Source organism: Leptolyngbya sp. DQ-M1 (assembly GCF_039962505.1).
Lineage (GTDB): Bacteria > Cyanobacteriota > Cyanobacteriia > Leptolyngbyales > Leptolyngbyaceae > Leptolyngbya.
In genome coordinates this window covers 877,756-891,945 of the sequence record NZ_JAMPLJ010000001.1, presented here as the reverse complement: position 1 = coordinate 891,945, position 14,190 = coordinate 877,756, and the positions used below count along the sequence as shown (strand labels likewise).

12 protein-coding genes are annotated in these 14,190 nt (G+C 48.6%); 5 read left to right on the top strand and 7 right to left on the bottom strand.

The features are described 5' to 3' along the window. Nucleotides 1–53 precede the first annotated feature (53 nt). Complete coding sequence (leuB, locus tag NC981_RS04325) at nt 54–1,133, top strand: 3-isopropylmalate dehydrogenase (RefSeq protein ID WP_348241672.1); 1,080 nt, start codon at nt 54–56, stop codon at nt 1,131–1,133. Here the strand turns inward: leuB and NC981_RS04320 are convergent. From NC981_RS04320 to lpdA, 4 genes are all read right to left on the bottom strand, one after another. After that, nucleotides 1,130–2,044, bottom strand: coding sequence for a hypothetical protein (locus NC981_RS04320; protein WP_348241671.1), 915 nt, complete (start codon nt 2,042–2,044; stop codon nt 1,130–1,132). The two genes, leuB and NC981_RS04320, sit on opposite strands and share 4 nt — an antisense overlap. 65 nt (nt 2,045–2,109) lie before the next feature. After that, nucleotides 2,110–2,367 (bottom strand): DUF5340 family protein, encoded by a 258-nt coding sequence (locus NC981_RS04315; protein ID WP_190378817.1) that lies wholly within the window; start codon nt 2,365–2,367, stop codon nt 2,110–2,112. 120 nt (nt 2,368–2,487) lie between these two features. Continuing rightward, nucleotides 2,488–3,378 (bottom strand): indole-3-glycerol phosphate synthase TrpC, encoded by an 891-nt coding sequence (trpC, locus tag NC981_RS04310; protein WP_348241670.1) that lies wholly within the window; start codon nt 3,376–3,378, stop codon nt 2,488–2,490. Nucleotides 3,379–3,491: 113 nt separating this feature from the next. Further along, nucleotides 3,492–4,916 (bottom strand): dihydrolipoyl dehydrogenase, encoded by a 1,425-nt coding sequence (gene lpdA / locus NC981_RS04305; RefSeq protein WP_348241669.1) that lies wholly within the window; start codon nt 4,914–4,916, stop codon nt 3,492–3,494. Between the two features lie 187 nt (nt 4,917–5,103). Here lpdA and NC981_RS04300 point away from each other — a divergent pair, with 187 nt between their 5' ends. Both NC981_RS04300 and ileS read left to right on the top strand, forming a co-directional pair. Then, nucleotides 5,104–5,295: a hypothetical protein gene (locus NC981_RS04300; RefSeq protein WP_348241668.1), complete on the top strand. Its 192-nt coding sequence runs from the start codon at nt 5,104–5,106 to the stop codon at nt 5,293–5,295. A 187-nt stretch (nt 5,296–5,482) separates the two neighbouring features. Further along, nucleotides 5,483–8,365, top strand: coding sequence for an isoleucine--tRNA ligase (ileS, locus tag NC981_RS04295; RefSeq protein WP_348241667.1), 2,883 nt, complete (start codon nt 5,483–5,485; stop codon nt 8,363–8,365). 126 nt (nt 8,366–8,491) lie between these two features. On the opposite strand, the gene NC981_RS04290 is transcribed toward ileS, so the two are convergent. After that, the gene (locus tag NC981_RS04290) at nt 8,492–9,427 is read right to left on the bottom strand and encodes an IS5 family transposase (protein WP_348241666.1); all 936 of its coding nucleotides are present in this window, start codon (nt 9,425–9,427) and stop codon (nt 8,492–8,494) included. Between the two features lie 61 nt (nt 9,428–9,488). On the opposite strand from NC981_RS04290, the gene NC981_RS04285 reads away from it, so the two are divergent. Both NC981_RS04285 and NC981_RS04280 read left to right on the top strand, forming a co-directional pair. Next, nucleotides 9,489–9,698, top strand: a complete 210-nt coding sequence (locus tag NC981_RS04285; protein WP_348242042.1) for a DUF4160 domain-containing protein — start codon at nt 9,489–9,491, stop codon at nt 9,696–9,698. A gap of 14 nt (nt 9,699–9,712) precedes the next feature. Then, the gene (locus NC981_RS04280) at nt 9,713–9,970 is read left to right on the top strand and encodes a DUF2442 domain-containing protein (protein ID WP_348241665.1); all 258 of its coding nucleotides are present in this window, start codon (nt 9,713–9,715) and stop codon (nt 9,968–9,970) included. A 12-nt stretch (nt 9,971–9,982) separates the two neighbouring features. Here NC981_RS04280 and NC981_RS04275 read toward each other — a convergent pair whose 3' ends face one another. Together NC981_RS04275 and NC981_RS04270 are read right to left on the bottom strand one after the other, a co-directional pair. Continuing rightward, nucleotides 9,983–10,609 (bottom strand): DUF938 domain-containing protein, encoded by a 627-nt coding sequence (locus NC981_RS04275; RefSeq protein WP_348241664.1) that lies wholly within the window; start codon nt 10,607–10,609, stop codon nt 9,983–9,985. 9 nt (nt 10,610–10,618) lie between these two features. Beyond that, the gene (locus NC981_RS04270) at nt 10,619–14,152 is read right to left on the bottom strand and encodes an NB-ARC domain-containing protein (protein WP_348241663.1); all 3,534 of its coding nucleotides are present in this window, start codon (nt 14,150–14,152) and stop codon (nt 10,619–10,621) included. Nucleotides 14,153–14,190 lie beyond the last annotated feature (38 nt).

Sequence of the window (14,190 nt, the reverse complement as noted above, 5' to 3'; positions counted from 1 at the left end):
GGGAAAGCATTGCGATATGATACTTTCCGCAGTCTTCAGCATCGTAAAGCGCTATGAGCCAACAGTATCGCATCACACTTCTTCCCGGTGACGGCATTGGGCCTGAGATTATGGCAGTTGCCGTTCGCGTTCTCAAAACCGTCAGCGAGAAGTTTGCGCTCGATTTCGAGTTTCAAGAAGCGCTGATTGGGGGTGCCGCGATCGATGCGACGGGTGAACCGCTTCCTGCGGCAACGCTCGAAACCTGTAAACAAAGCGATGCGGTCTTACTTGCTGCGATCGGGGGGTACAAATGGGATTCCCTGCCGCGTCATTTGCGCCCTGAAACTGGATTGTTGGGACTGCGATCAGGCCTACAGCTTTTTGCAAATCTTCGCCCTGCAACGATTTTGCCTCAATTAGTCGATGCCTCAACGCTCAAGCGTGAAGTCGTGGAAGGAGTCGACATTATGGTTGTGCGGGAATTAACGGGTGGGATTTATTTCGGTCAACCCCGCGGAATCTTTACGACAGAAACAGGCGAAAAGCGTGGTGTGAATACGATGGCATACACCGAATCAGAAATTGATCGCATCGGTCGCGTGGCATTTGAAACTGCCCAGAAACGATCGAAACGGCTTTGCTCAGTCGATAAAGCAAACGTGCTAGAAGTCTCACAGTTTTGGCGCGATCGGATGATTGCACTTTCGGCAGAATATCCCGATGTTGAACTGACGCACTTGTATGTGGATAACGCTGCGATGCAGTTAGTTCGCGCTCCGAAGCAGTTTGATACGATCGTCACCAGCAATCTCTTCGGTGATATCCTCTCTGATGCGGCTGCAATGCTAACCGGAAGTATTGGAATGCTGCCTTCTGCGAGTTTAGGGGCATCGAATCCCGGCGTTTACGAACCTGTTCACGGCTCCGCCCCAGACATTGCGGGACAAGACAAAGCCAATCCGTTGGCGCAAGTTCTAAGCGCAGCAATGATGCTTCGCTACAGTTTCGATCAAGCTGAAGCAGCAACGCAGATTGAACAGGCTGTTCTCAAGGTTCTGGATCAGGGATATCGTACCGGAGATATCATGTCCGAGGGCAAAAGGTTAGTGGGATGTCAGGCGATCGGAGATGCGATCGTCGCTGCGCTCTAACTTTTGCGAGTGCGATAAGTGCGGCGGCGAACTAGAAATTCGGGAATGTCGCTCTCCGGCTTGAACGAATTCGCTCGCGTCGTCGATTTAAGATCTGGTGGCGGTGTTGTATCGATCTCGTCTAAGACCGCTTTAATCTCCGGTGGAAGATCTTGATCGGTCAACGCTTGTTTGAGCGCGATCGCAATTTCGTGTAGTCCGTGAAAGCGAGTTTTCCAGTGCTGAATGGCGGTTTCGTACTCGCTCGCTTGTTGGGCTTGACTGAGGATTTGTTCTTGCATCTCTGCTGCTTGGCTTTCTAGCTCGGTGATCCGGCCTTGACTTTGTTCGCGATCGACTTCGAGTTCCTGGCAAACCTGTTGCAGCAGCGCTTGTGTGGTCATGTGACGCGCAATTCGCGCTTCTAGTGCTTCGACTTGCGCTTCTAGCTCAATCCTGCGAGTGTGGGATTCTTGCTTTTCGGATTCAAGATCTTGGAGTTGCTGCCGTCGCAGTTGCAGATCGGTTTGCAGCACTTGGAGTTGTTGCTCGATTTCAAACGGCTGCACATCTGCTAACTCTGCTTGTTGGCGTGCTTCAGCCGCAGCTAGAAGGCTCTGATAATCACGCTCTCGCTGCTGTGCCTGTTGAATCTTATGTTCGAGTTCAGCTTTTTGCTGAGAAAATTGCAGCTTTAACTGGTGAATCGCTTGCTGCTGCACATTGGCGATTTCCTCGGTCGAAGCTAGTTGACGTTCTAGAAAATGTTGATTGACGACCTGCGATCGCAGATCCTCTAGGCTCGCGATCGACTGATCTAGCGCCTGCTCTAAATCTCGAATTCGCCGTTGCTGCGCTTGAACTTGCTCTATCAAGTCCGAAACAGACGACTTCTCCTCGAAGCTCAAACTGAGTTGCTCCGGTTCTGACACCGCTCGAACCTCCCACAAGTTCGATCATAAAGTTACACGCAGTCTAAGATTTGCGCCTCCGTAGCTTAAAGTTTTGGCTCTTGCGGCAGGGGGGCGGTCGGCATCTGAACACTATTGAGTGACCAGCGATACTCGATCGGCAGGTTTAATCGCTCTAATTCGCCTTCAAGCTGTTTTTGCTGCGAGAGTGCCTTACGGAGCGCGACGATTAGCTGCTGAACTTGCTCTCGTTGTCGCCCTCCGACTGCAAACAGAGTCTGACGCTCTAACAGTTGCAACAATAACTCGTAGTGAATGTGCGATGGTAGGGGGATCGGTTCCATGAAAAACCTACAGAGAATAATGGTGTAGAGCGAGAGGAGGCAGGTTGCACGAACTCTATCAGAAGAGATTTCAGATTCTAACCTAAAAGCTGAATGCAGCAAACCTTAGCCTCCAAAGGCTTAAGCAAGTCCGGCAAGAAGCTGTGCTAGCGCCTCTCCGGGAGCGGGTTGCTTGACAATGGATTCTCCGATTAGTACCGCACTCGCACCGGCTCTCGCCACTCGCGCCAAATCCGCTGAAGTGTACAGTCCAGACTCGCTGACGATCGTGATCCCCTTTTCTATCAGCACCGGAGCACGATCGCGCAAAATGTCTTCAGTCGTTTGCAAATCGACTTCAAAATTTTTCAGATTGCGATTATTGATGCCAACGAGCGTTACGCCATCCAATGCTAAAACGCGATCGAGTTCTTCAAGGGTGTGAACTTCAATTAAGGCGGTCAGCCCCAGCGCTTTCACAATTTTGAGGAAATACTGCAAATCCTTATCCGAGAGAATTGCAGCAATCAACAGAACGGCATCCGCTCCGTGTAATCTCGCCCAATACATCTGATAGGGATAAACGATAAAGTCTTTGCACAATAACGGGAGATCGACGATCGCACGAATTTTTGCCAGATTCTCAAAACTACCTTGAAAGAATTGAGCATCGGTTAAGACAGAAAGACAGGTTGCGCCACCAGATTGATAGGCTTGTCCGATCGTCTCCGGGTCAAAGTCTTCGCGAATCACGCCTTTACTCGGTGATGCTTTTTTGACTTCTGCGATCACAGCAGGCTTAGTTTTGCTGTTTTTGAGTGCGGCTAAGAAATCTTTAGGAGCAGGGAGATCTTTAACTTTACTCTGGAGTTCGATCAGCGGCATTTTTTCCCGCAGTTGATCGACTTCGGTTTCCTTATGCCAGACGATTTCTTCCAAAATGTTTCGAGGGGCGCTGTCTGGAACTTTGGCTTGATAGCGCAGTTCTTGAACAGAAACAGCAGGATTCGGACAACGACGACGGATTTCCATTGAGTTACGGATAGGGTGAGGGAATGAATTTACTTTGACTGGAGTTTGCCCCCTAAATCCCCCACAAATGGGGGATTTAGGGGGCTTCAACGAACTGAAACGAAGCGATCCGACTAAGAATGCACCGCTGCCCGTTTGTACGCTTCATCCAAAATTTCCGAAAGCGTCGGATGCGTGTGAACCAAGAACGCCAACGATCGCACTGATTCTCGTTTCGCGATCGCATTCGCTGCTTCTTGAATCAAATCTGCCGCGTGCATCCCGATAATGTGTGTGCCTAACACTTCTCCGGTATCTTTACGGTAAACGATCTTTGCAATTCCTTCGGATTCCGCCTCAGCCAGCGCTTTCGCGTTTCCTTTAAAGTAAGTCCGCACCACTGCGACTTCAAAGCCTTCTTTTTTCCCTAATTCCTTTGCTTGCGGCTCGGTCATGCCTACAAAGCTGATTTCAGGATGAGTAAAGGCGGCAGCGGGAATACTGCGGTAATCGATTTCACGCTTGCGACCACACATATTCTCGATCGCAATCACACCCTGAGCCGAAGCTGCATGAGCCAGCATCATTTTTCCGGTTGCGTCCCCGATCGCCCACAAATGCGGTACCGGTTGACCTTCAGATAACACTTGCATCTGATCGTTGACCGGAATAAACCCGCGATCGAGTTCTACGTTGACGGTTTCGAGTCCCAACTCTTTGGCAAACGGAACGCGACCTGCTGCAACCAGACAAGCATCGACTTCTAGGACTTCGACCAATTCTTTTGTTTTGGCATCGATTAGCTCGATCGTCACTGGAGATCCCGGAGTCACTTTCGCCGCAAACACCCCGACCTTTGTTTCGATATCGCGAGGCGTGATTAGAATTCTTTGCGCCAGTTTTGCGATATCGGGATCAAATCCTGGCATCAATTGATCGAGTCCTTCGATCATCGTGACTTCGCAGCCGAGCGCCGTGTAAACATCCGAGAATTCTAAGCCAATATAGCCGCTACCGACGATCGCCACCCAGGGCGGCAACGATTCTAATTTAATCGCATCGTCGCTGGTGAAAACGGTTTTGCCGTCAGTCTGCACTCCCGGCGGCACAAACGGAATTGATCCCGGAGCCAAAATAATGTCTTCTGCCGTGATCGTCTTTTCGCCTTCTGGCGTTGAGATGATTAATTTTTGGCTGCCTGCGACTCTTGCGCGTCCGTGAATGATTTCAACGCCTAGACGCTTCATGCTGCCGATCAAGCCTTCGCGCTGCTTAGTGACGATCGCTTGTGCGTGATTGGCGATCGCGGCTCGATCGAATGCCACACCCCCGACTTCAATCCCTAACGATTTCAAATGATGGGCATTTTGCAATTCTCGGACTCGTCCGGAGGCTGCAAGTAGCGCTTTAGAAGGAATGCAGCCCCGATTCACGCAGGTTCCGCCCATATCAGCGGCTTCGATAATTGCAGTCTTCAAACCACAATCGACGGCGTGGAGTGCCGCTCCATGACCTCCAACGCCCGCGCCGACAATTACCAAATCATAATCGTAAGCCACAGTTCTCTCCCGTTCTCAATGCCTATCTATTCTCATCCGTGAAGCGTCGCTTCGACAATATAAACTGCCAAATCGGTCATGAAACGCTTTCATCTAAAATTGGGCATCCTGATCTGAGCGCAGCTACCCTAAAAATCGTGCATGTGGCTTTCGGGCTAATCTCTCATACTGATTAGGAGTGAACCTTATGGATCGTCAACAGCGAGAATTGCGTCGCGCCGCCGCTCAAGCTTTTGCTGAGTCGCTGAATAAGCTAGAAAACACGCTTTGCACTCCTGAATCTCATCTCGCTCCAGAAGCGCCGAATTTAGCGATCGATTTTGAGCAAGCGCTGGCAGATATTGAACGCTTTATGCACGAGAAAGAGGAACAGGGTTAAGGGGTGAGATATGAGGGGGAGCGATCGCTCCCCTTGACTCAATTCCGCCTGCAATTTTCTTTTTCAGGATCTTCTTAACTCTGACGTATTCAAACTCCCAGAGACGTAAAACAAATCGCGCTTTCATCTCCACAGTGGCAAAATTCCTGACAGAATAGACGGATATGTGATTTTTGCCCTTTATCTTATGACTGCGACAGAACCCGGTTCCTACAAAAACAGCGTGAACCTGCCCCAGACGAAGTTCGATATGCGTGCGAACGCCGTCAAACGTGAACCCGAACTGCAAAAATTCTGGGCAGAGCAGCAAATTTACGAACACCTGTCGCAAGAGAATCCAGGCGAATTGTTTATTCTGCATGACGGGCCGCCCTATGCAAACGGAGCGCTGCATATCGGTCACGCAATGAATAAAATTCTCAAAGATACGATTAATAAGTATCAGTTACTGAAAGGACGCAAAGTTCGATTTGTGCCGGGATGGGATTGTCATGGTTTACCGATCGAACTCAAAGTCCTGCAAACTCTCAAGCCCGAAGAACGTCGCCAACTGACTCCGCTCACTTTGCGGCAAAAAGCGCGAGATTTTGCATTGGATACGGTTGCTCAACAATCCGCCAGCTTTAAGCGCTATGGCGTGTGGGGCGATTGGGAGCATCCTTATTTAACGCTAAAGCCTGAATATGAAGCGGCTCAAATCGGTGTGTTTGGGCAAATGGTACTGAAAGGCTATATTTATCGCGGATTGAAGCCTGTTCACTGGAGTCCGAGTTCTAAAACGGCACTGGCAGAAGCGGAACTCGAATATCCAGAAGGTCATACTTCAAGAAGCTTGTATGCAGCATTTGAAGTGCTGAACTTGTCGAAAGAGTTGCAGATGCCGCTTGATCCGTTCTTGGGTGAATTAGGTGTAGCGATCTGGACAACGACTCCTTGGACAATTCCGGCAAACTTAGCGGTGAGTGTGAACCCGGAATTAGTTTATGCCGTGGTGGAAGTTGGGGAGGATGCGCCCGGACGATTTAAGTATTTGATTGTTGCAAAGGATTTAGTCGATCGCTTGTCGGAAGTTCTCGGTACAACGCTGGAAGTCAAAGCAACGATGATGGGACGATTGTTAGAGCATTGTACTTATCGTCATCCTTTGTTCGATCGCACCAGCGAAATCGTGATTGGCGGCGATTATGTCACGACTGAATCGGGTACAGGTTTAGTTCATACGGCTCCCGGTCATGGTCAAGATGACTATCTAGTGGGACAGCGCTATGGATTGCCGATTCTGTCTCCGGTTGATGACAATGGCGACTTTACCGAGGAAGCGGGGCAGTTTCAGGGCTTAAACGTATTGGTCGATGGAAATCCTGCGGTGATCGAAGCCCTAAAAGAAGCACGATCGCTTCTAAAAGAAGAACCGTATCAACATAAATATCCGTATGATTGGCGCACGAAAAAGCCGACAATCTTCCGCGCCACTGAACAATGGTTTGCGTCAGTTGAAGGCTTCCGAGAGGAGGCATTAAAAGCGATCGCCGAGGTAGAGTGGATTCCAGCACAAGGCGAGAATCGGATTACGGCAATGGTGGCTGAACGATCGGACTGGTGTATCTCCCGTCAGCGCAGTTGGGGCGTTCCGATTCCGGTGTTTTACGACGAAGAAACCGGAGAGCCGTTATTGAACGAAGAAACGATTTCTCATGTGCAAGCCATCATTGCTGAAAAAGGATCAGATGCTTGGTGGGAATTGTCGATCGAAGAGCTTTTACCTGAGAAGTATCACGGTAAAAAGTACCGCAAAGGCACAGACACAATGGATGTCTGGTTTGATTCTGGATCATCTTGGGCAGCAGTGGTTGAACAGCGTCCAGAGTTGCGCTATCCGGCTGATATATATCTTGAAGGATCAGATCAACATCGCGGTTGGTTCCAATCGAGCTTGCTGACCAGTGTTGCAACTCAGGGACAAGCACCGTATAAGACTGTGCTAACGCATGGTTTTACGTTGGATGAACAAGGGCGCAAACAAAGTAAATCTTTGGGGAATGTGGTTGATCCGATGGTGGTGATTGAAGGCGGCAAAAACCAACAGCAAGAGCCGCCTTATGGTGCGGATATCTTACGGTTGTGGGTGTCTTCTGTGGATTACACCAATGATGTACCGATCGGTAAAAACATCCTGAAGCAAATGTCGGATGTGTACCGCAAAATCCGCAACACCGCGAGATTTCTATTGGGGAACTTACACGACTTTGATCCGGAGAAAGATGCAGTTGCATATGAGAAATTACCGGAACTCGATCGCTATATGCTGCATCGCATTACTGAAGTATTCGACGAGATCCAAGACTCGTTTGAAACTTATCAGTTCTTCCGATTCTTCCAAACCGTGCAGAACTTCTGTGCTGTAGATTTGTCTAACTTCTATCTCGACATTGCAAAAGATCGGCTGTACATCAGTTCACTCAATGCAGAGCGCCGTCGGAGTTGTCAGACGGTGTTAGCGATCGCGCTTGAGAACTTAGCGAAAGCGATCGCGCCTGTTCTCTCACACATGGCAGAAGATATCTGGCAGTATCTCCCGTACAAAACATCTTATAAATCGGTGTTTGAGGCGGGCTGGGTGAAGCTTGAGGATCAATGGCGAAATCCAGAGTTAGCCCAGCGTTGGGAGCAGTTACGTGAACTTCGTGCCGAAGCCAACAAAGTGCTGGAACAAGCGCGAACCGCTAAAGCAATTGGTTCTTCTCTCGAAGCGAAGTTACTGCTGTTTGTCGCGGATTCAGATTTACGATCGCAACTTCAGTCATTCAATCCGTCCGATAGTTTGAGCGGAAATCGCGTGGATGAACTGCGATATCTATTCATTACTTCGCAGGTTGAATTAGTGGATTTAAGCGATCGACTGACTGAAGCAAAATACACCAGTCAAACCGAAGCCTTGGGAATTGGGGTTGTGAATGCTGACGGTGGAAAGTGCGATCGCTGCTGGAACTATTCCACTCATGTGGGCGAATCGAAAGAACATCCATTGTTGTGTGAACGGTGTGTCCCGGCGATCGAAGGTCAGTTTTAGGGTGAGAATTGATGCCAGAGATCACAAGATTTTATGGAATCATTATTAAGGTGTTCTTTGGCGATCATCCACGGCGTTGTTGCATGAATAAGATTAGTAGAAGAATTGGGACGTTCCCGCTTGAAATTAAGCATCAACGGAATAGCTGTCGGGTTTAGCCAACTGAATCATGCGATTGAGTACAACACATTTGACCAGTAGCTCTGCGGTTTGATTGTCCAATCGACGCGAGTTGAGATTGCCCCCAAAGATGGCTTTGAAGCGAAACATCGTGGTTTCGGCAATTGAGCAACGATGATAGCCAGCCATGCACCTCCATTTTTTCCGACCAAGCCTGCGAATCGAGCGTAGATTCTGATCTCGCGGATGCGGAGGTGCTTTGCAGTTACCATGCTGCCAAATTACGGCATCTTTGCGCGGGGGAATCACAGGCTTGGCTCGGCGTTCGGTGATGTCGTCATAGCAATGGCGATGGTCATACGCGCCATCAGTCGTGACTTGTTTGATCTCATCCTCAATTTGGTCGAGCAGGTTGCCCAAGACTTTGCCATCATGCACTGTGTTCGAGGTCACGACTGCTGCGAGGATTTCGCCCGTTGCCTCATCGACTCCCAAATGCAGCTTGCGCCAAGTTCGACGCTTGCTGATGCCATGTTGCCGGGTTTTCCACTCACCTTCGCCATAGACTTTGACTCCGGTGGAATCGACCACTACATGACGCGCTCCGGTTGCCGGCAGGACAGGCAAAGCAATGGTCAGTTTACCGATACGACGCGATAGGGTGCTGTGGTCGGGCACCGGAAACTCGAAGCCCATCAGCCCAAATATCGAACTCAGAAAGCCTTGGCATTGTCGTCCTGCCAGTCCATACACTGCTTTCACCGTCGCCATTGTCGCAATGGCTAAGTCGCTGTAGAACACAGATGCTCCTCGTTCACCGCTCAAGGTCGGGACAATCCATTGCGCTAACACCGTTTCGTCAATCCAGAAGGTGATGCTTCCTCGCTGCTTCAAACCAGCGTTATACTCAGACCAGTTGCGGATGCGGTATTGAGGCTTCATGGCAAGTTTTGGTGTGGTAATTGAAACTTACCATCTCTTGCCCTTCCGCAACCCCTCATTCATGCAACAACGCCATCATCCACCACCGCATTTTCATGCAATTTATGGAGAATATAATGCTTTGATTAGTATTGAATCTTTGGAGGTGATTGAAGGAGACTTGCCAAATCGGGCTGAAAAATTAGCGATCGAATGGGCTACTCTCTATCAGCAAGACTTGATACAGATGTGGAATGACCAGGAGTTTCGTAAGCTCCCACCCTTGAAATAGATGGAGTTTGCTCAATGAAGTCTCCGAAGATTGTCTCTGCTCAAGCGATCGACGATCATACTTTGTCGATTAAATTCTCCAATCACGAAGTCAAGCATTATGACATCTCTAAGCTGTTAGAGAAGCCAATGTTCAAGCCATTAAAAAATCCTCACTTCTTCAAGCACTTTAAGGTTGATATAGATGGGTATGGGCTGATGTGGAATGATGAAATTGATATTAGTGAACATGAACTGTGGCAGAACGGCATCAGTCAAGCTTCAACAGAGTAGCGATTAAATTAATCACTGTTTCTGAAACACGACTGATAGATTGTTGGCAGGCATCGCCACCACTTTGAGTAATCCTAAATCTTGACTCTTAGCTACATTAACCACATCTTCTAAATTTCTCACACCCCATTCTGGATTTTGTAGCTGTAAGCTTTCATCAAACATCTCATTGCTCGGTGCAGTATGTTTCCCTTCTTGCTTGTAAGGGCCATACAAATACAAGATTCCACCAGATTGAAGAATTCGATTTGCTCCTGCCATTAGCCCTAAACAGGCTGACCAAGGTGAAATGTGAATCATATTGATATTGACGATCGCCCGAACTGGCTCAGATAATTGCTGCTGTTCGACGCTCCAAACCGCATCACGAGCATCAATGTTAATTGGTGCTTCTAAGTTCTCGGCAGGCTCAAACTTACGCCATGCAGAAATACTGGCACGAGCGATCGGGTTTGGATCAGAAGGTTGCCATTTTCGAGGCGCTAAGCGAGGTGCAAAGAAGACCGCGTGTTCTCCGGTGCCACTAGAGATTTCTAGTACCGTTCCAGAGGGGGGCAAAACCTCAAGTAGAACTTCTAAAATGGGTTCGCGATTTCGTTGAGTGGCAGGAGCGTATTGGCGATCGTCGGGGACATTCATATCAAATCCTCAAAACCTACAGATATTCTCCTCTATTGCTCCTAACGCTTTCAATGTAGTTTTCTGGGCATTCGTAATTCCGCTAACATTTGTGATATTCGCACCGTTGTAAGGCTGTGGTTTCTGTAATACTTTCACGCATTCTCCGGTTTCAACATTCCACAACCGGACTGTTTGGTCTTCGCTTCCACTGGCAATTCTTGAGCCATCTCCGTTAAATTTCACCGACCAAATCCGATCGCGATGCCCCTGTAAAATTTCACACTCCCCGGTTTGGAGATTCCATACTTTTACCGTTTGATCAATTCCGGCGCTGACAACGCGATCGCCGCTTGGAGAAACTGCAATAGATAGGATTCGATCGCTATCCCGAAACACCATTTCACACTGTCCCGATTTCAGATCCCAAATCCTCACGCTTCCATCTTCGCTACCACTAACTAACCGTTTTCCGTCCGAACTAAAAACAACAGACATCACTCGACTGGTATGTCCTTGTAAGGTTCTCAAACATTGACCTGTATGCGGATTCCAAAGATGAATCAAATGATTTTCTTCACCGCTTGCTAGGAACTCACCATCAGGACTATAAGCGATCGACCAAATTCGACTCTGTGCCGCGAGAATCTGTAAGCATTCGCCAGTACGCGGATTCCAGAGGCGAATGGTTTGATCAAAGCTACCACTGGCAAGCGTTGTTCCATTCGGACTGAATGCCACCGACCACACCCAATTGGTATGTCCGCGTAGCACTTTCAAGCATTGATTAGTCGATCGACTCCACACTCGAACTGTGTGATCAAAGCCACCACTCGCAAGCAATTGATCATCTGGACTAAATTTAACTGTCCAAACCCAGTTTTCATGTCCGTAAAAGCTACTGATACAAGCTCCAGAAGCAACATCCCAAAGATTAACGGTTTGATCTGTGCTTGTGCTGGCTAGAAATTGATCATCAAAGCTAAACTCAACCGATAAGACAAAGTTGGTATAGCCTTGGAGGGTTTTACAACATTCTCCGGTTTGCGTGTGCCAAAGTCGAACAGACTGATCAGCGCTACCACTCGCAATCATGTTTCCAGTGGGACTAAACACAGCCGATCGTACTACTCCCCGATGCTGATGCAATGTTCTTAAGCATTGTCCGGTCGATCGATCCCAAAGCTTAATCGTTTGATCAAAGCTACTACTGAGTATCAGTTGCCCATCTGGGCTAAAGTTCACACATCGAACTTGATCTAAGTGTCCGGTTAAGGTTCTAACACAGCTTGCAGTTTGAATGTCCCAAAGCTTGATAGTTGCATCCTCACTGCCCGATGCCAGCATTGTTCCATCGGGACTAAAGGTAACACCTCTTACTGTGTTTGTATGTCCTTCAATAGTTTTTAGGCATTCTCCAGTCTCTACGCTCCAGAGTTTAATTGTGCGATCGTCACTACCACTCGCTAACATTCGACCATCTGGACTAAACGCAACCTTACAAATCCAGTGCTGATGTCCTTCTAGCACTCGGATCAGTTTTCCGGTGTAGAGATCCCAAAGCCGAATCGTGCGATCGGCGCTGCTGCTCGCAAGAATTGGAGCGGTGGGAGAAACAGCGATCGAAATGACCCAATCTTGATGATCGCTCAGCGTTCGCCAACATTCGCCTGTTTTGGTACTCCAAATTTTGACGGTATTATCTCCACTTGCTGAGACAATCAAATCCCCCTCTGGACTAAAAGCAATCTCACAGACCCAATGTTGATGCCCATCACAGGTTAGTATCTTTTGCCGCTCTAGAACATTCCACAGATGAATTGCCCCAGCCGTATCGCTTGCAGCTAAGGTTGTACCATCGGGACTAAATGCAACTGACCAAACATTCCCTAAAGTTTCTGAAAAGACGGATTTCTTTAGCTCTGCATTCGTAAAATTGACGTGATGTAAGTTCACGCCCTGTAGCTGCGCTTGCCACACTGCCAAACCCGAAAAGTCATACCCAGTCAAATCCGCTCTGAGACAGCACAATAAATTGAGAATGTTACCTGCTGCGTATCCAGGGGCACATCCTAGCTGTTGTTGAAGCTTGACCAAGACAGACCTAAACTTTTGTTCTAAATCTGTTGGGCAATGGGTCGGAGCAGTCAAACGATCGACCAAGGGCTGCATGATCATCCGAGTTTGACGATCGCGGATATGATCTTCAACGGTTGCTTTGACCAAAGCATGAGATATCAAGAGTTCAAACGTCTCAGAACATAGTTCTTGAAACACGCGATCGATCAATCGATCAATCACATATTCCATCACGACAGGCTGCTGCGTAAATTTCGCGCCGCGTTTTTCAACAATGGGTCTTCGCGCCAAAGATGCTAAGGCTTCGATTAACTGTCGTTTGGGAATCGGCGGAACTAGATCTTCAGCTAACTCAGACAGCGAAGTTCCATCGCGATTAATTGCAATCCAGTACATAATCTGCTGTTCGAGATGCGATAGGCGATCGAACTGTTCATCTAACAAGTCCGAGATTCCACCAAACACAGTTGTCCCTTGCGTCAGAAACTCGCTCACATCGCTATCAAACAAATCTTGAATCGTCGAAGCCGCGATTTTCAGCGCCAATGGATTGCCGCTATAAAGATTGATGAATCGTGTAAATGTGGTTGAACTCGCTTCTAGCTGTTTTGGCTTGAGAAATTCTCCTGCTTCTGTTGGATTCAAACCCTCCAAGCGAAACGATCGCACAAACTGCCCTTCGAGTGCCGCGACTTCTTTCGGCCTCTCGCGGCTGGTTAACACGAGACAACTTTGATGCACCGTTTCCCCGATGCGGCGAAACAACTCTCCATAACATTCATACCCGATCGGGTAATGTCCAGCCCGATCGCCGCTCTCTAAAATAGATTCAACGTTATCGAGGATGAGGAGACAGCGCGACGATCGCAAGTAATACATCAATCGAGCCAGTTTTCCATCAACGGTATCGGGTAGCTCGGTTTCTTGTTGCCGCGATAGAAATGGAATCCAATCCGACAAAATCACATCGAGGGGTGGTGCATCTTGCAGCGATCGCCAAATCACCGCTTCAAACTTTGCTTGTACCTGCTGCGCCAATTTCACAGACAGAGCCGTTTTCCCAATGCCGCCCATGCCCAAAATCGTCACGAATCGACACTGTTCCTCGGTTAAGGCACGATCGAGGTCTTCTAGCTCTTGAGCACGACCGCAAAATCCCGAAACATCAACTGCCTCGCCCCAATCTACTAACGCATGGGAAAGCTCCAGCGATCGAATTTCTGTTTGCTGCATTTGGGCACATTGGCGCAGCGCAACGCGGAAATTGCTTTTGGTCACTCGTTGCCCCAAACGCTCGGATAGAAGCTGCCACAATTGAGCGCCAACTAACTTGATGTAATCCGGATCGTAGTCCTCAGCCGTCGCAATCTGTTCATAAGTCAGACCCTCCCAAGCACATCGGAACACTACTTCTTGCAGATGAGTCAAGCGATCTTGCTTTAGCACTCGATCCAATACGCAAAGCGCCTCCTCGATCGTGATCACGGTAGTTCACCCCCTCTGATTAATCTTTACACTGAGCG

Excerpts from the sequence above, each read along its gene's own strand:
- leuB (WP_348241672.1), top strand. The coding sequence starts at position 54 with ATGAGCCAACAGTATCGCATCACACTTCTTCCCGGTGACGGCATTGGG.
- NC981_RS04315 (WP_190378817.1), bottom strand. The coding sequence starts at position 2,367 with ATGGAACCGATCCCCCTACCATCGCACATTCACTACGAGTTATTGTTG.
- trpC (WP_348241670.1), bottom strand. The coding sequence starts at position 3,378 with ATGGAAATCCGTCGTCGTTGTCCGAATCCTGCTGTTTCTGTTCAAGAA.
- NC981_RS04300 (WP_348241668.1), top strand. The coding sequence starts at position 5,104 with ATGGATCGTCAACAGCGAGAATTGCGTCGCGCCGCCGCTCAAGCTTTT.
- ileS (WP_348241667.1), top strand. The coding sequence starts at position 5,483 with ATGACTGCGACAGAACCCGGTTCCTACAAAAACAGCGTGAACCTGCCC.
- NC981_RS04290 (WP_348241666.1), bottom strand. The coding sequence starts at position 9,427 with ATGAAGCCTCAATACCGCATCCGCAACTGGTCTGAGTATAACGCTGGT.
- NC981_RS04285 (WP_348242042.1), top strand. The coding sequence starts at position 9,489 with ATGCAACAACGCCATCATCCACCACCGCATTTTCATGCAATTTATGGA.
- NC981_RS04280 (WP_348241665.1), top strand. The coding sequence starts at position 9,713 with ATGAAGTCTCCGAAGATTGTCTCTGCTCAAGCGATCGACGATCATACT.
- NC981_RS04275 (WP_348241664.1), bottom strand. The coding sequence starts at position 10,609 with ATGAATGTCCCCGACGATCGCCAATACGCTCCTGCCACTCAACGAAAT.